The sequence below is a fragment of the Exiguobacterium aurantiacum genome (assembly GCF_024362205.1).
Taxonomy (GTDB): domain Bacteria; phylum Bacillota; class Bacilli; order Exiguobacteriales; family Exiguobacteriaceae; genus Exiguobacterium; species Exiguobacterium aurantiacum_B.
This window is the reverse complement of the sequence record NZ_CP101462.1, coordinates 1,074,991-1,091,186: the sequence shown is the minus strand read 5'-3', so window position 1 is coordinate 1,091,186 and position 16,196 is coordinate 1,074,991. Positions and strand designations below refer to the sequence as shown.

Below are 16,196 nucleotides of genomic sequence, written 5' to 3'. Positions count from 1 at the left end.
TTGGAAAGTTTACTTTTTCACCAAATCAAGTTGAGGGAACTGGGCCGTTAGCCCGTTCACGAATTGATCGAATTGGTCGAAATCGAGTTGTTGCTGGGCATCCGATAAGGCGATGGCCGGATTTGGGTGGACTTCCACCATGACCCCATCCGCTCCGACTGCAAGCGCTGCTTTGGCCGCCGGCAGTAACAAGTCGCGTCGTCCTGTCGAGTGCGTGACGTCGACCATGACTGGCAAATGCGTCTCTTGTTTCAAAATCGGAACAGCCGTGATATCGAGCGTGTTGCGTGTCGCCCGCTCATACGTCCGAATGCCGCGTTCGCACAAGATGACTTGGTTGTTGCCGCTCGCCATAATATACTCGGCCGCATAGATGAACTCTTCAATCGTCGCCGACAAGCCACGTTTCAAGAGCACCGGCTTATCCGTCTTCCCGACTTCTTTTAACAAGTCGAAGTTTTGCATATTGCGCGCACCGACCTGGATGATGTCCACATAAGGCAGTGCCGATTCGACTGCACCAGGTGTCATGATTTCAGAGATGACCCGTAAGTCATGACGATCTGCCGCTTGCTTCAACAGTTTCAATCCCTCGAAGCCGAGACCTTGGAAGTCGTATGGAGATGTACGTGGCTTATACGCCCCGCCGCGCAAGATTTTCACACCCGACAGCGCCAGTTTTTCAGCGACGGCGTTCACTTGCTCGAACGATTCGACCGCGCATGGTCCCGCAATCAATTGCGGACGTCCATTACCGATTGTGACATCATCGAGCGTGACGATGGTGTCTTCAGCTTGGCGTTTCCGCGAAACGAGCAACGTCTTGTCACGGTCTTCGCCTTGCAGCTCGGCCGAGGCCTTGAACATCTCTTTGAACAGATGTTGCAGGCGAGCCGTCTCGAACGGACCCGGATTCTCCGCAGCGACAAAGTCGAGCATCTCACGTTCACGTACCGGATCGTATCGCTCCACACCTTGCAGACGTTTTACTTTTCCAATCTCAACAGCAAGTGTGCCGCGGCGGCTGAGCAAGTCGAGCATCTCACGATTCAACTCATCCATCTCGCGACGTAATCGATTCAACTGATCTTGTGGACTCATAATTACCCTCTCATTTCTAAGCCGTTCTTTCCAGATTCCTAATTATAACGAACTTTAATCGCTTTGTCATAGGGAAATGGGCTGACGACACAAAATCAACAAAAAAAAGCGCCCGGACGGTCCGGACGCGTCATCACTTATTTGTTGCCATTTTTAAGATCGTTTTTCAAGTCCTTCAATTCTTGTTTCGACTCATCGTCGAGTAAGTCTTTGACAGGGGCCTCGAAATCCGATTCATAATTTTCCGATTGATCACGGCTGCTCGTTGCTTCTTGTTTGTTCGCCGCCGATTTGTTTGTATTTGCTTTGTTTGTATTTGCTTTGTTCGCGTTCGATTTGTTTTCTGATGACTTCGTTTTTTCAGTTGAGGCATCAAATTTAGCATCTGCTTTCGACGAATCAGTTGATTCGTTCGATGCTTTCGTTTCGCTCGACTGATCTTCTGAAGCGCGGTCGAGTTGCTCTTTTACTTCAGCTTCTGCCTCGGCTACGAGTTGGTCGGCTTTCTCCATCGCTTCTTCGATTGACAACTCGTCTTCGTCGACTTGTTGTTTCAATTCAGCAGCTTCCCGTGCTTTGTCTTTGACGAGGTTCAAGACCGGCGCTGCTTTATCGCTCGCCACTTTGATCCATTCGCCGACGACCGGCTCCGCTTTTTCGCGTACTTCTTTCGATTTGACTGTCAATCGCTCACGCGACGTCGCCGTCTTCTCGTCTAAGTACGTACGTACTTCACGACCGCTCTTCGGTGCTGTGAGGAGCGCCACGGCTGCGCCGATTACGCCACCGAGAACGACACCTGCCAAAAATCCACCGCTCGATTGCTGCTCATTGTTATATGTTTTGTTCTTATCGTATGTCATCGTTACTTCCTCCTTGTGATGGTTATGATTTGATTGTATCGTCTGTCGCAATCAATCCTGGTGAGACCGTTGTCGGTTCTTGTTCTTGTTTTCGGTCCCGGCGTCCACGACGACGTGATGGTCGTTCGTCTGAAGATGTTTCGGGTTTATTTTTCTTAAATAATTCTACAGCGACAGATCCCCAACGTACCGCTTGGGCGATTTGGTCTTTATTTTCATCTGCTGCCACGTGAACAGAAGAAGAAACCGTTCGTACCGATTCTGTCACTTCGTTAAGTGACGTGCCAAGCTCATCAAGCGCGTGAGCCACCGGTGCGAGCAATTCTGTTTTCTCTTCGACGTTATCTACGAGACGGTTCGTCTTATGTAAGAGCGCCGTCACTTCCATTGTAATTCCGTCTAATTGACGTTCTAAGTTTTCCGTTGTGTTGGCGACGCTACCGAGTGTCCGATTGACGTTCGACAAGACGCGTGCCAAGAAAAATACGAGTACGACAAATGCGAGTGCCGCGATGAGCCCTGCAATGCCTCCTAATGTGATTTCCATGCATCCATTCCTCCTGTTCGATAATGTGGTGGTTTCATTATAGCACCATTATGACTGAAAAGATTTGTCACAACCGTTTTCGCCATCCGGTCTGATTATTCCTTTACCCGTTTTTATGTTTTCGATTACACTAAAATAGAAATAAATTAAAAAAAGTTAAAGGGGTGCACGTATGAGAGATCCAAGAATCACACAACTCGCCGACGGATTAATCAATTATTCAGTTGAGTTGAAGCAAGGGGAACGCGTTCTAATCGAAAATTTCGGTGTCGAGGAGTCGCTCGTCGAAGCGCTTGTCGAGAAAGCGTACGAAGCCGGGGGGCATCCGTTCGTCTTGTTGAAAGAGAGCCGTATTTTGCGCAAGCTCTACACAGGGGCGAGCCGGGAGCAGCTCGAGCTCATGGCCGACATCGAGCGCAAACAGATGCAGGCGATGGACGCCTATATCGGACTTCGGGCCGGTGATAACATTAACGAGCTATCGGACGTTCCGGCCGAACAACAAAAACTCGTCGGGGCCACGATCGGCAAAATGCATACCGAGGACCGCGTCAAAGGTACGAAATGGGTCGTACTCCGTTACCCGTCGCCATCGATGGCGCAACTCGCCGGTAAATCGACCGAGGCATTCGAGGATTTCTATTTCAACGTCTGTACACTCGACTATGGGAAGATGGACCGGGCCATGGACGCACTCGTCACGCTAATGAACGAGACCGACCGTGTCACCATCAAAGGCCCGGGAACGGACCTCACCTTCTCAATCAAGGACATCCCGGCCATTAAGTGCTCGGGTCAAATGAACATCCCGGACGGTGAAGTGTTCACAGCGCCGGTTAAAGACTCGATCAACGGCGTCATCACCTATAACACACCGTCTCCGTATCACGGCTTCACGTTCGAGAACGTGTCGTTGACGTTCCAAGATGGAAAAATCGTCGACGCTACGGCAAACGATACAGACCGGATCAATGAAGTGTTCAACACGGATGAAGGCGCACGCTATGTCGGCGAATTCGCCATCGGCGTCAACCCGTACATCCAGCACCCGATGAAAGATATCTTGTTCGACGAGAAAATCGACGGCAGCTTCCATTTCACACCGGGTCAGGCTTACGATGATGCCTATAACGGGAACGACTCTTCAATCCACTGGGATCTCGTCAATATCCAACGCCCTGATTACGGCGGCGGCGAGATTTGGTTCGATGACGTCTTGATTCGCAAAGACGGACGTTTTGTCGTCGATTCGCTCTTGCCACTCAATCCAGAAAACTTAAAATAAAAAATAAGCGTGCCGATTGCGGCACGCTTATTTTTTACAGTTTGGTCTTTTTGCCGAGCGCTGCCGACATCATCCAAATCTCTTTCTCGAGGCGTTCGATGTGAGACACGAACGTGTCTTCGATTGCTTCGTCCCCGTCTTCGAAGTTTTCCATCGCGTCTTGCATCTCTTGACGGATTTGTTTGAAGTCACCGATGACGTCTTTGATCATCTGCTCGGTATCCGCGTGACGATCCCCTTCTTGCAACGTCGAATGTTCAAGATATTCTTTCATCGTCGCATACGGTTCGCCGTCGTTCATCAAGAGACGCTCCGCCACGTCATCGTACAATTCAGCGACGAGGTTATACAGTTCCTCTAACTTTTCGTGATACGTGAAGAAGTGAGGTCCGCTAATGTACCAGTGGTAGTTATGCAGTTTGACGAATAAGAGGCCGTAGTTGGCCACCTCTTTGTTCAATGTGTTCAATGCGCCTTGGCTTGCCATCCTTAACATCTCCTTTTCCAATTTCAGTCGCTAATACTATTACCGTCTTGGCTTGAGATTAAACACAAAAAAGCGAACGGCTTAAGCCATTCGCTCTCGATTCACGCTTCGAGTTGGACGTGATCCTCATATTCACGTTGATACGTTTGGATGTCTCCGGCTCCCATGAACAGGAGAACAGCATCTGTATGTTGACTTAAGACGCTGACTCCGCCTCGCTTCAAGACATTCGCGCCTTCGATGCGCGATTGCAGGTCTTCAATCGTGACCGTGCCTTCTTGCTCGCGAGCCGAACCGAAGATGTCGCACAAGTATACAGCATCCGCTTCGGCTAATGCCGCAGCGAAATCATCCATGAATGATTTAAGGCGGGTATACGTGTGTGGTTGGAAGATGGCTACAACTTCACGGCCGCCATATTTTTTACGCGCCGCTTCGACTGTCGCACTGATTTCCCGTGGATGGTGGGCATAATCATCCACTAACACTTGGTTTCCGAGCGTCGATTCGCTGAAACGACGTTTCACGCCGTTAAACGTCTCAAGACGATCTTTGACCAACTCTTTCGGTAAGTTCTCATAGTCACATGTCGCGATGACGGCAAGGGCGTTCAAGACGCTGTGGTTGCCATATCCCGGAATGCGGAACGTCCCATAGAAATCGTCACGTAAGTAGACGTCAAACGTCGTCCCGTTGTCCGTCGAGTTCACGTTCTCGGCGCGGAAGTCGTTATGGGCGCCAAAACCGTAATAGACGATTGGCACGTTCGCTTGAATGTGTTGCAGGTTTTCATCATCACCACAAGCGATGATGCCTTTTTTCACTTGTTTCGCCATCTCTTGGAACGCATCGATGACGTCATCGAGACCCGAGAAATAATCCGAGTGATCAAAGTCGATGTTCGTCATGATCGCGTAGTCTGGACGGTAATATAAGAAGTGACGCTTGTACTCACATGCTTCGAAGACGAAGTTTTTCGAGTCTTCGACCCCTTCTCCTGTGCCGTCGCCGATCAAGAACGACGTCGGCTCGATGCCGCGCATGACGTGGGCTAAAAGGCCTGTCGTCGACGTCTTACCATGAGATCCCGTAATGGCGACACTCGTGTAATGGTCGGCCAGTTCGCCGAGAAACTCATAGTATTTGTATATCGTCAATCCGAGCTCGCGCGCCCGAACGACTTCAGGGTGATCGTCAGTGAAGGCGTTGCCCTGTACGACGATTTGCCCTTCGGTAATATTTTCAGGATCAAACGGAAGAATTTCAATTCCTTTGCGATTCAATGCTTCTTCAGTAAAAAATGCTTTGTCAACGTCCGAACCTCGGACCTCATTGTTCATGTCATTTAAAATTTGAGCTAAAGGACTCATGCCCGTTCCTTTAATTCCGACGAAGTGATAACGGTTCATCTGTAAATAGCCCCCCTAATTCATTGCGGTCTGCAGAAAAAATGCGACAAACCTTTGTCATTATAGCAAAACTACCGGAGTCATGCTATTACAGATTATTGTTTTTTTTAGCCAACCGGCGACTCTTGTACATCGCCATCCGGTCTTGTGGTGTCATCATGACGTTGAGCGGAGGGCCTTCCGCTTTGTATGACACGCCCATGGCGGGCGTCAATGTTTCTTCATCAGGCACAACGACCGGTTCGTCCGACTGTAATGTTTTCGCAACATCCTCGACGATCGGTGCCACCGTCTCGACCGAAGTTTCGATCGGTAACGATGGTTCGGCCACATCTTGTTTTTCTTCACGAACGGAAATTTTTGACGATTTCAAATCGGTCGACCCCATAAATACCGAAGCGAATCCACTCTCGACAATCGAGACTTCCCCGAGAATCGGTTTTGCGTCTGGTTCAGCCGGCTCGGCTTCTGAGACGGTCGGATTCTCATCAATCGGTTCCGACGTTTCCGTGGAAATAATCGACGCTTCAACTGGTGCCTCGGTTTGCTCGGTCACCATTTCCTCAAGCGTCTCCGCTGCTGGCGCTTCGCCCGCTGCGACATCGTGGTCGGGCTGTGACGTCGGCGCCTCATCCTCGGTCGGCACGGATTCGTTTACTGACTCCATCACCGGTTCCTCCACTGATTCCAATACCGTTTCGTCTACGGATTCAACCATCGATTCATCTACTGATTTCAATACCGTTTCATCTACGGAATCCATTACCGGTTCGGTCTCAGGCTCAGGCGCTACGCTTGGCGGTACCGCTTCTGACACTTCCTCTATCGGGACGGCCACTCGTTTCGCTTGGCGGATCGCTGAATCGTCTCTCGTCTCCGGAGAATGTTCAGTGGGCAGAATGATTTTCGGTTTCGGTCGGGCATATCCATAAATCGGAGATGGCACATCCGACGGCACAAATTCATCCTTCGGCTCGGGTTTCGGTGCAGGCGCGCCTTTCTTCCCTTCTTGGGATAGTTCGCGTCGAATTCGGTCTGCTTGCTGTTTTAATGAACGTTCATATGCATCCATACTTGATTCCTCGCTTTTTCACTCAATCCTATTTAGCAAAAAATCGGTCGAGTTTAGCGACCGATTTCAAATGCTTTACCTACTTCATATTCGTCATCTAATACGAGAATCCCTTTTTCTTGCGGTGCATCAGGCAAGTTTAATTCACGGGCCGAACAAATCATGCCGTGTGAGCTCTCACCACGTAATTTAGACGGACGAATGATCAACCCTGATGGCATGACCGCTCCCGGTTTCGCGACGACGACTTTTTGGCCGGCCGCGACGTTCGGTGCGCCACAGACGATTTGGACCATACCTTGGTCGGTCTCGACCTGGCAAATCGAAAGTTTATCGGCATCCGGGTGCTTCTCGGCTTCTTTCACATAGCCGACGACGAATTTCGGGGTGAAGTCCACACCCGACAATTCGGCTTCGATATTTTGTTTGCGCAAGATGACGCCGAGCGTCTCAATCAATTCGGCCGTCAATTCGACAGGACCATGCCAAGCGCTGACATCAAAATAGTTACTCGCATTGAACACGTTATAGCCATTGACTTTCCCTGTCGTCGATTTAACGATGGCGACATCGTCTTTCCGTTCAACGACCTGATGATGGCGATCACCTTCTCTTAACAAGACCATGAGGACATCGCCGATTCCTTCACGGTTATAAAAAGCATTGATTTGCATACGTAAAAACGCCCCTTCTTTCAAACTAGACACAAATAGTTTAGCAGATTATGCGTCGGTTGGTGGGTTCTTTTTTCCAACAATGAAAATTGGCTCGAGTACGCCAGCTTCATAATGGAAAGAAAGAGCCGTCACCGGAATCCGTCCATTCGTGAAAAAGTCGAACATAAGCTGTTGCATCGCATCATAACCTTGGTCGTTGCGGATGTCCGCAATGATCATCACGTCCTGGTGCGGCACCCCGACGAGCATATCGCCTTCGATGCGGCGTTCCATGACCCGTAAAAAATCGTCGTTCAAGAGGCGTGACGCCTCATAGCCGTCGCGCGCCGCCAAGAAATAGAACGTGTTGCCGGCAACGGTATCTTCTTTTAAATCGGTCGGTAATTTTTTGACGTTATCCCGTGCTAGCTCATCAAGCCGTTCGAGCGTCATCCCGCCCAAATGCCGCTCTTCAATCAACCGATAGCCGTTACCCAAGTCGAGGGCGTAAAAGATGGCCGTCTCCGCCGTATGCGGCGTCATCGCCAACGTCTCACCCCGTTTCGTCTCGGTCGAGAACGAAGCGGAACGGATGACAGGATAAAGATTGGCCTCATTGCCTGCTAATGTGACGGCATCATCGGCTGTGAGTGCCGTCTTGATATAGTCGACGACCTCATCGACGGCGATTTGCCCCCGGACTTTAGTTTTCGCCACGAGTGGGGCGAGACGGATGTTGACGCCGAAGCGATCGGTCGCCCGTTCGATGCGCAACACCTCATTCTCGCGGTCGTACGAGGTGCGGTATCCGTCGGAGAACTTACTTTCGAGATGACGACGTAATTCATTCCGTTCCATTTATATCACCCTAACCCATGAAGGAAGGCTTCGACTTGCTCTGGCGTCTTCCGTTCGCGCCCGACATAGCGGTCGACCTCTTGCCCACCGTTGAAAGCGACGAAACTTGGAATCCCAAAAATGTCGAGCTCTTGCGCGAGCTCCATCCATTCGTCGCGATCGACATAATAGAACGTCCAATCTTCAAACTTCGCTTCGATTTCTGGCATGAATGGATCGAGGAAACGGCAATCGCCGCACCACGTTGCTGAGAACATCAAGATGCTCTTTCCTTGTTTTGCTTCTGTATACTCGTTCATTGTTGTCAATTGTTTCATGTTCACCACTCCTGTTCTTTTTTCCCCATTCATGATAGCATAAGTCCGTTGTCACATTCCGCTCTCATGTTTTATGATCATCGGGAGCGAAGACTACGTGAAAAAGGTGAAGTCATGACAAAATGGACACGCGAACAGTTGAATCCAGAAATGAAACATCCACTTGAACAACTCGTCGGCGTCATCGGCATGTTGTCGATTTTACGCTACGGTTATTTGTTCATCAATACGGACAAGTCACGAGGCGAGATTTTAGTATGGCTCGTCGTCGGGTTCGCCGTGATTTACATACTTGAACGGGTCGGCAAGCGTCTTGTGCGCAGGCTGCCCATCATTCGAAAACGGTTTTTAATCCCCGTCTATGTCGTCTTGCTCGTCTTATTCTTGGCGAGCTTCCGCGTCCCGCGGGAAACCGTCGAGACCGTCCGACATTTTTTCGGTTGGTGAACTGAAGAGAGCGTCCCGCTTATATGCCGGGACGCTCTCTTTCGTATGTTCAATATTCGATTTTCATGTCGTTCGGTCGAATCCGGTTCATCCGGACCAACACTTGATAGACCGCATAACTGAGCACTGCCGGACCGACAATCAAAAAGCCGAGCACAACGATGAACATGTGCCAACTGAAGCCCATCGTCTCGAGCATGACGATCGGACCGACGAGTCCGCTCGTCCCCATCCCGGCACCAGCCGCGACGCTTTCGAGCTCAAACAACAGAATCGCGATCGGGGCGAGCACCGCCCCCGCTACCGTCGGCGGCAACAAGATCCAAGGATTCTTCACGATATTGCCGACTTGAAGCATCGAAGTACCAATCCCTTGGGCGATCGCACCGCCGATGCCGTTGTCCCGATAACTCGTGATCGCAAAGCCAACCATCTGGGCGGCGCAGCCGACCGTCGCCGCGCCTGCTGCGATGCCGCTCAAGCCGAGCATGAGCGCGATGGCCGCACTCGAGATCGGTGCCGTGAGCGCGAGTCCCATCAGTGTCGCGACGACGACGCCCATGAACAAAGGCTGTTGTTCCGTGCCCCACTCGATCCACGTCCCGAGCTGCGTCATGAACAAGCCGACATACTTACCGATATAGGTTGCAGCCAAATAACCGACGCCAATGGTCGTGAACGGTGTGACCAAAATATCAAGTTTCGTCGATTTCGAGACGAGTTTGGAAACCTCGACAGCGAGCAACGTCGCCACATAACTGCCGGCTGGCCCGAACTCATAGCCGAACGCTCCGACGACGAGCGCCGAGAACAAGATGAGCGGCGGCGCTTGGAGCGCATAGGCGATGGCAATCCCGATCGCCGGTCCAGTCAAACTGATCGCCACATCACCAATCTCGATGAGCGCCGACCCGAAACCGGACAGACTCGTCTCGAGCAATTGCCCACCCGCCGTCTTCATGATCAAGCCGATGATGAGCGTACTGAATAAGCCGAGTGCCATATAACTGAGTGCCGTCACAAAATAAAGCGACGGACTGAGCGTGATCCCTTTTTTCTTAAACATGGAAATCCCTCTTTCCTGTCTTGTCAGTCGTAAAGTTTCTGTCTTCACACTTTTATCAGTATAAGCGTTTCTCGGGAAATTTCAATATAAAAAACGCCACTACACGAGTGACGTTCTCTCTACCTTTAGCGTGAAGCTCGAAGCGTCTCCATCGTCGAACGATCGAGTCGTTTGACAAGCGCTTTGAGTAGCGCTTTCGCCGCATCATAGTCGTCCGTATGCAGAATCGAGGCGTGTGTATGGATGTAACGCGCCGCGACACCGATCACGGCCGTCGGGACCCCTTCCCCGCTCATGTGGATGCGGCCTGCGTCCGTTCCACCTGGCGAGACGAAGTACTGCGTTTTGATGTTTTCGTCAGATGCCGTGTCTAGTAAGAAGTCACGCATCTCTGGAGACATAACCATGACCCGGTCAAGGATTCGGATGAGCGCCCCTTCCCCGAGTTGGCCGAACTCCGTCTTATTGCCAGACGCATCGTTGGCCGGTGACGCGTCGAGAACGAGCGCGACGTCCGGACGAATCATTTCGGCTGCCGTTTGCGCTCCACGGAGTCCGACTTCTTCTTGGACAGTCGCACCCGAGAACAAGATGTTCGGATGATCGGCTTTTGTCGTCTCTTCGAGCAATTCGACGGCGAGCCCAACGCCGTAGCGGTTGTCCCAAGCCTTAGCCATAATCTTTTTCGGATGTTTGAGCGGCGTGAAGTCGCTTGTCGGCACAGCCGGAAGACCCGGACGGACGCCCCATGACTCGGCTTCTTCTTTCGTATCGGCGCCGATGTCGATAAACATCTGTTTCATGTCCATCGGTTTACTCATTGCGTCCGGTCCGAGCAGGTGCGGAGGTGTCGATGCGACGACGCCCGGAATCAATCCATCGTTCGTCACGATATCAAATCGTTGCGCCATGAGCACTTGGCTCCACCATCCACCGAGTGGCTGTATGTATAGCATCCCGTTTTCTGTGATTCGGGTGACCATGAACGCGACTTCGTCCATATGTCCAGCGACCATGATGCGTGGGCCCGCTTCGTCCCCGACCCGTTTCCCGAAGATTGAGCCGATGCCATCCGTCATGACTTCATCAACATGAGGTGTGATTCGGTCACGAACAAACTGACGAACCTCTGATTCGAATCCTGGTGCGCCCGGAAGTTCTGTCAACGTCTTGAATAAGTCTCTCGTTTTTTGTTCCATTTCCATCCATCCCTTCAACCATTCTTGTTTCATTATATACAGAACTTTTCGGCAGATGCGAATGGTTTTCGTTCCAATGGGGTACAGGTTTTGGTACGATGTACATGATAGCCATAGTTCAAGGGGAGGTAGTCATATGAAGAAAAGGTATTGGTTAGTTGGAATCGGGGTTGCCATCGCGGCCGCACTTATGACGAAAAAAGTGTTAGATGAACGAAGCTTATCGGCTGAGGACGCGCTCGAGTACACGAAACGGGCATTCTCAGCCAAAGGTCACGTTCAAGGCGCATGGATCTCGGCATCACCTGAGATTTACACGTATGACGGACGTGAGTATGACGTCTTCAAGGGCGGCATCTCGGTTCTCGAGAACGACGAAGAGAAGACGTACCAATTCACAGTCGATTCAGAGACTGGCGCTTTACTTGAATATGCATGATATGGAGTCGGCGATGACATTCGCCGACTTTTTTTGTTTAATCTGGGCGAAAGAGTGGAAAATTGAATATGGTACTTTTCAAACTCAAAAAGGAGTGATCCCACGTGAAGAAACTGATCGGTGAAGCAAACGAGCTCGTGTCACAAATGGTCGAAGGAATGGTCCATGCCCATCCTGAACTGTACGGTCGTGTGGAAGGATTCAACGTCATCTGTCGTGCTGACGGGGCCAAGTCCGGAAAAGTCGGACTCGTCTCGGGTGGAGGCAGCGGTCATGAACCGGCCCACGCCGGTTATGTAGGTGACGGGATGCTCGATGCCGCTGTATGTGGTGAAGTGTTCACGTCCCCGACCCCGGACATGGTGCTCGAAGGCATCAAAGCGGCCGATGGAGGAAACGGGGTATTACTCGTCGTCAAAAACTATGCAGGTGACGTCATGAACTTCGAGCTCGCCGCCGAACTTGCGGACGCCGAAGGAATTAAAGTCGACCACGTCGTCGTCGCGGACGATGTAGCCATCTCGAACAAGGAAGACCGCCGCGGGGTTGCCGGCACCGTGTTCGTGCATAAGATCGCCGGCGCGGCCGCAGCGAGCGGGAAATCACTCTCCGAAGTGAAAGCGCTTGCGGAGAAAGTTGCCACTAACGTTCGCTCGATGGGGATGGCTGTCGAACCTTGTTACATGCCGGTGAGCGGCAAGCCAGGTTTTGATTTGAATGAAGAAGAGATGGAAATCGGCATCGGGATTCACGGGGAGCGCGGCGTCGAACGGAAGCCGACGACGAACGTCGATGCCATCGTGGATGACCTGCTCGACCACTTGAAAAAAGAAGTGAGTCCTGGCGAAGTTGCTGTTATGGTCAACGGTATGGGCGGTACGCCATTGTCTGAATTGTACGTGACGTATCACTTCGTCGCGAAAAAATTAGAGGATGCCGGCTACACGTTGAAACGGAAATACGTCGGCAACTATATGACGTCCCTCGAGATGCACGGATTCTCGATCACTCTCTTGCCGCTCGACGAGGAAATGACGGGCTATCTTGATGCACCGTCGGCGGCACTCGGTTTCAAACTCTAATCCAATGAATGAGGTGTTTATGCAATGTTGACGATTGATGGGTTCAAGCAAGCATTACGACACGCCCAATCCGAGATTGAGGCGAACAAGGATACACTGACCGACCTCGACCGCGCCATCGGCGACGGAGACCACGGCATCAATATGTCACGCGGCTTTGAAGCGGTCGTAGCCGTACTCGATGACGACTATGCCAGCCTTGGCGACTTGAGCAGGAAAGTCGGGATGACGCTCATGTCCAAAGTCGGCGGCGCAGCCGGTCCGTTATACGGGTCGGCATTCGTCAAGGCAGCACCTAAGTTCGGTGACGCAACCGAGGCCGATTTCAAGCTCGTCAAAGAAGCGCTTCTTGAGGCGTCGACAGCGATCAAGGCGCGCGGGAAGTCAGAGGTTGGCCAGAAGACAATGGTCGATGTGTGGGAACCGTTCTTGTCTGACTTGAGCGAGGCTGACGATTTTGATGCCAAACTCGACCGCCTCGTCGGCGAGACCGAAGATATGATTGCCACGAAAGGCCGGGCATCTTATTTCGGTGAAAACTCACGCGGTACGGTCGACCCTGGCGCACTCTCGAGTTCCATCGTGTTGAAAGCGATTATGAAGGAGGTTGAGTGACATCGTAGAGCTCATCATCGTATCCCATAGCGCCAAAATCGCCGAAGGGATCCAAGACTTGATGAAAGAGATGGCCCCGGCCGTTCCGATTCACTTGGCGAGTGGACTTGAGGACGGCAGCATCGGGACCGATGTGACCCGTATCCTCGAGGCCATCGAGGCCGTCGACAAAGAAGCGCTCATCTTATCCGATATTGGTTCGGCCACGATGAATGCCGAACTTGCCGTCGATATGTATGAAGGTGATAAAACGATTCAGTTCTATGACGGACCAATCGTCGAGAGCGCCTTCGTCGCTTCCGTCTCATCCGGTAACGGGATGGACGTCGCTCAAATCGTGGAACAACTAAAAATGGCATGAAAAAAGAGCCTCGCGGCTCTTTTTTTAACGTGGGTTATCGTTTTTCTCGTAAATCGGGTTCATGTACTCAGTCGTCGAGTAAAAGCGTGGAACGACGACAAACAAAATCACGACCGGAACTGCGATCAACAAGAGCAAAATCAACACAGGCAACCAATAGACGACCTTTTGACCGAGCATGTCGATGTTCGCATCCGAGAATTCAGTCGCGCCTTCGACTTCTACGAGATCGGCAGTTGCAAGAATCTTGTTGTCCGTCGCATCGTAATAATGGAACTCAGTCTTACGTGTGATGAAGATGCCGTCACGGACCGTGTCCAATTCGACGACCGCCGCGATGACTTCATTGCCATTCGAGTGACGGAGCGTCTCTTGTTTTACGATTTCAGCCGTTCCTTCTTTGTAGTCGTAGTGCGTGGCTTTCAAATCCTCTTCAAGGGCGTCCAAGAACGCCTCGTTTGCCGAGGTATTAAGTGGTGCGATTGTTAGAATGAAGATTAGTGCAAGCAGGCTTGCCCATGCTTTTTTCAACATCCCCATGTTCCCCCTTCTCTAATTCCAGTTTAGCGTCATTCCTATTGTACCAAGAAGAAAGAAAAAAGTGTGAAGAAAATGCTATTAAAATAAGAAAAAAGCGTGTCAAATTTTCGGGCGGAAGGCGGCCTCCATCCGATAAATCGGTTGGCCCAACGCGCTGAAGCGCTCTTCATACTCGGTTCGGACGTTGTCAGCCGGTTCATTCACGTGAAGATCAAGTGAAATATCTGTGAAGTACATACCGTATTGGCTCATGCTTTCGAGTGAATATTCAAATAGACCGCGGTTATCCGTCTTGAAGTGAATTTCACCGCCGCGAGGTAAAACAGCCTCATACGTGGCGAGGAACGTTTTATACGTCAATCGACGTTTCGCATGCCGTGTTTTCGGCCATGGATCTGAGAAGTTCAAATAGACGCGGTCGACTTCACCGGCCTCGAAGTAGTCGACGAGCTGCTTAGCGTCAACGGTCAACACACGGACGTTTGACATCGGCGTCTCCACGAGCTTTTGCACGATTGACACGGCGACGCTCTCGAATAACTCGATGGCGATGAAATTGACGTCCGGGAACTGTTGGGCCATCCCCAAAACGAATTGCCCTTTCCCCGATCCGACCTCGATAAAGAGCGGATTGTCGTTCTTAAATTCTGCTTTCCAATTCCCTTTTAACGTTTCGGGATGAGTGATAAAGACATGTTCTTGAGCTTCCATATATTCTTTGGCCCAAGGTTTGTGACGTAAACGCATATTTTTCCTACCTTTCGTTCAAGAAATGTTCAAGTTTCAGCTGACTAGCCGCTTCGCGCGAGCAGTCCCCTTGCGATTATACACGAAATCATTGTTTAATGAACATGAATCATCCTTCACAAGGAGGTTATATCGATGAGCACGTTGGATCAATTTTTAATCTTTTATGCGGCCCCGCTCACGTTCTTTGGCGCCGTCATCGCGACGTTCGTTTGGGCGTATTTCATGAAACCTGATGATGTCTAATGCATATGGAAAGGGATGGCTCACACTCGTGATCCATCCCTTTCTTCATTGTGTCCGTTCCTCTGCTTCATCGAGCAGTTCCCGGAGCACGGTCAATCCTTCTGCTCGGGCGATGCCGTTCTGTTCCCCGTACAACGTGAGAACCGTCTGGGCGATCGCATACCAGTGCATCCGGTAATGGAGCTCGGACGTGTAACGGATGCCGTAATGGCTGAACCACGTCTCCCAGTCCGCCTCATCGACGTAACTGTAGACGACCATCGCCAAATCAAAGGCACGGTCGGCGATGATGGCATCATCCCAGTCGGTCAAATACAACAGACCCGTCCCGTCCTCGATCCAATTGTTATGGTTGAGATCCGAATGGCAGACGACAAGTTCACGTTCGTCATCGACCGGTTGATGGACGGTCAACCAATCGACCGCTTCATCAATCGTCACGTCCGCCTCGTCTTGCTCATAGGCGGCACATTGCCGAAGCAACAACGTCGACGTGACCGGAGTATGATTCAACTGCTGCAGCATGAATAATAGCTCTTTCGAATGATGAATCTTCCCAAGCTGTGCCGCCACATCAGACCGTTTCATATCGGTTGGCGATAGCTCACGACCTTCGATGAACTGTTGGGCACTGAGGACATCGCCGTTGAACATCCGCTTCGTCCACAGCAATTTGGGGACGATGCCTTCGGCGGAAAGAATGGCTAGAAACGGGGACGAGTTCCGTTTGACAAAGATTTTTTGTTGGCGCGTCGTCGCTACGTACGCTTCGCCTGTAATCCCGCCCGCGGAAGCCACCGTCCACTCTTCACCGAGCGCACCGATTATATCTGAATACATATTCATCACGCTCAAATCT

The 16,196-nt window shown here is 51.2% G+C and carries 21 protein-coding genes; 7 read left to right on the top strand and 14 right to left on the bottom strand.

Annotation, left to right across the window (positions count from 1 at the left end; genetic code table 11):
- Nucleotides 1–9: 9 nt before the first annotated feature.
- The 3 genes from NMQ00_RS05675 to NMQ00_RS05665 form a co-directional block, all read right to left on the bottom strand.
- Nucleotides 10–1,101, bottom strand: a complete 1,092-nt coding sequence (locus tag NMQ00_RS05675) for a bifunctional 3-deoxy-7-phosphoheptulonate synthase/chorismate mutase (protein WP_255178299.1) — start codon at nt 1,099–1,101, stop codon at nt 10–12.
- A 137-nt stretch (nt 1,102–1,238) separates the two neighbouring features.
- A complete protein-coding gene (locus NMQ00_RS05670) occupies nt 1,239–1,964 on the bottom strand; it encodes a YtxH domain-containing protein (protein ID WP_255178298.1) in 726 nt (241 codons plus the stop codon).
- A gap of 22 nt (nt 1,965–1,986) precedes the next feature.
- Complete coding sequence (locus NMQ00_RS05665; protein ID WP_131484978.1) at nt 1,987–2,511, bottom strand: DUF948 domain-containing protein; 525 nt, start codon at nt 2,509–2,511, stop codon at nt 1,987–1,989.
- 172 nt (nt 2,512–2,683) lie between these two features.
- Here NMQ00_RS05665 and NMQ00_RS05660 point away from each other — a divergent pair, with 172 nt between their 5' ends.
- On the top strand, nt 2,684–3,796 hold the full coding sequence (locus NMQ00_RS05660; RefSeq protein ID WP_131484979.1) for an aminopeptidase: 1,113 nt from the start codon (nt 2,684–2,686) through the stop codon (nt 3,794–3,796).
- A 34-nt stretch (nt 3,797–3,830) separates the two neighbouring features.
- Here NMQ00_RS05660 and NMQ00_RS05655 read toward each other — a convergent pair whose 3' ends face one another.
- From NMQ00_RS05655 to NMQ00_RS05630, 6 genes are all read right to left on the bottom strand, one after another.
- Entirely contained in the window at nt 3,831–4,283 is a 453-nt protein-coding gene (locus tag NMQ00_RS05655; RefSeq protein ID WP_131484980.1) for a Dps family protein, read from the bottom strand.
- 101 nt (nt 4,284–4,384) lie between these two features.
- The gene (gene murC / locus NMQ00_RS05650; RefSeq protein ID WP_255178297.1) at nt 4,385–5,692 is read right to left on the bottom strand and encodes a UDP-N-acetylmuramate--L-alanine ligase; all 1,308 of its coding nucleotides are present in this window, start codon (nt 5,690–5,692) and stop codon (nt 4,385–4,387) included.
- An 88-nt stretch (nt 5,693–5,780) separates the two neighbouring features.
- Nucleotides 5,781–6,764: a hypothetical protein gene (locus NMQ00_RS05645; protein WP_255178296.1), complete on the bottom strand. Its 984-nt coding sequence runs from the start codon at nt 6,762–6,764 to the stop codon at nt 5,781–5,783.
- Between the two features lie 53 nt (nt 6,765–6,817).
- Entirely contained in the window at nt 6,818–7,432 is a 615-nt protein-coding gene (gene ytpR, locus NMQ00_RS05640) for a YtpR family tRNA-binding protein (protein WP_255178685.1), read from the bottom strand.
- A gap of 54 nt (nt 7,433–7,486) precedes the next feature.
- Complete coding sequence (locus tag NMQ00_RS05635) at nt 7,487–8,278, bottom strand: DUF1444 family protein (protein ID WP_255178295.1); 792 nt, start codon at nt 8,276–8,278, stop codon at nt 7,487–7,489.
- Nucleotides 8,279–8,283: 5 nt separating this feature from the next.
- Nucleotides 8,284–8,595 carry a thioredoxin family protein gene (locus tag NMQ00_RS05630; protein ID WP_255178294.1) on the bottom strand — a complete coding sequence of 104 codons (312 nt, stop codon included), beginning with the start codon at nt 8,593–8,595 and terminating at the stop codon, nt 8,284–8,286.
- A gap of 114 nt (nt 8,596–8,709) precedes the next feature.
- Between NMQ00_RS05630 and NMQ00_RS05625 the strand changes: the two genes are divergently transcribed.
- Nucleotides 8,710–9,042, top strand: a complete 333-nt coding sequence (locus NMQ00_RS05625; RefSeq protein WP_255178293.1) for a hypothetical protein — start codon at nt 8,710–8,712, stop codon at nt 9,040–9,042.
- A 49-nt stretch (nt 9,043–9,091) separates the two neighbouring features.
- On the opposite strand, the gene NMQ00_RS05620 is transcribed toward NMQ00_RS05625, so the two are convergent.
- Both NMQ00_RS05620 and NMQ00_RS05615 read right to left on the bottom strand, forming a co-directional pair.
- Nucleotides 9,092–10,108, bottom strand: a complete 1,017-nt coding sequence (locus NMQ00_RS05620; RefSeq protein ID WP_255178292.1) for a PTS sugar transporter subunit IIC — start codon at nt 10,106–10,108, stop codon at nt 9,092–9,094.
- Between the two features lie 125 nt (nt 10,109–10,233).
- Nucleotides 10,234–11,307 (bottom strand): M42 family metallopeptidase, encoded by a 1,074-nt coding sequence (locus NMQ00_RS05615; RefSeq protein ID WP_034778279.1) that lies wholly within the window; start codon nt 11,305–11,307, stop codon nt 10,234–10,236.
- Nucleotides 11,308–11,443: 136 nt separating this feature from the next.
- On the opposite strand from NMQ00_RS05615, the gene NMQ00_RS05610 reads away from it, so the two are divergent.
- From NMQ00_RS05610 to dhaM, 4 genes are all read left to right on the top strand, one after another.
- Nucleotides 11,444–11,746: a PepSY domain-containing protein gene (locus NMQ00_RS05610; RefSeq protein ID WP_021065576.1), complete on the top strand. Its 303-nt coding sequence runs from the start codon at nt 11,444–11,446 to the stop codon at nt 11,744–11,746.
- A gap of 104 nt (nt 11,747–11,850) precedes the next feature.
- Nucleotides 11,851–12,828 (top strand): dihydroxyacetone kinase subunit DhaK, encoded by a 978-nt coding sequence (gene dhaK, locus NMQ00_RS05605; RefSeq protein WP_255178291.1) that lies wholly within the window; start codon nt 11,851–11,853, stop codon nt 12,826–12,828.
- A 24-nt stretch (nt 12,829–12,852) separates the two neighbouring features.
- Nucleotides 12,853–13,443: a dihydroxyacetone kinase subunit DhaL gene (dhaL, locus tag NMQ00_RS05600; protein ID WP_255178290.1), complete on the top strand. Its 591-nt coding sequence runs from the start codon at nt 12,853–12,855 to the stop codon at nt 13,441–13,443.
- Nucleotides 13,436–13,804, top strand: coding sequence for a dihydroxyacetone kinase phosphoryl donor subunit DhaM (gene dhaM / locus NMQ00_RS05595; protein WP_256440833.1), 369 nt, complete (start codon nt 13,436–13,438; stop codon nt 13,802–13,804). Before dhaL ends, dhaM begins: the two co-directional genes overlap by 8 nt.
- Nucleotides 13,805–13,828: 24 nt before the next feature.
- Here dhaM and NMQ00_RS05590 read toward each other — a convergent pair whose 3' ends face one another.
- Both NMQ00_RS05590 and trmB read right to left on the bottom strand, forming a co-directional pair.
- Nucleotides 13,829–14,338: a hypothetical protein gene (locus NMQ00_RS05590; protein ID WP_255178289.1), complete on the bottom strand. Its 510-nt coding sequence runs from the start codon at nt 14,336–14,338 to the stop codon at nt 13,829–13,831.
- Nucleotides 14,339–14,443: 105 nt separating this feature from the next.
- Nucleotides 14,444–15,091 carry a tRNA (guanosine(46)-N7)-methyltransferase TrmB gene (trmB, locus tag NMQ00_RS05585; RefSeq protein WP_255178288.1) on the bottom strand — a complete coding sequence of 216 codons (648 nt, stop codon included), beginning with the start codon at nt 15,089–15,091 and terminating at the stop codon, nt 14,444–14,446.
- A gap of 135 nt (nt 15,092–15,226) precedes the next feature.
- On the opposite strand from trmB, the gene cydS reads away from it, so the two are divergent.
- Nucleotides 15,227–15,337, top strand: a complete 111-nt coding sequence (gene cydS / locus NMQ00_RS16405) for a cytochrome bd oxidase small subunit CydS family protein (RefSeq protein ID WP_021065570.1) — start codon at nt 15,227–15,229, stop codon at nt 15,335–15,337.
- Between the two features lie 45 nt (nt 15,338–15,382).
- Here cydS and NMQ00_RS05580 read toward each other — a convergent pair whose 3' ends face one another.
- Nucleotides 15,383–16,183: a phosphotransferase gene (locus tag NMQ00_RS05580; protein ID WP_369696460.1), complete on the bottom strand. Its 801-nt coding sequence runs from the start codon at nt 16,181–16,183 to the stop codon at nt 15,383–15,385.
- Nucleotides 16,184–16,196: the final 13 nt, after the last annotated feature.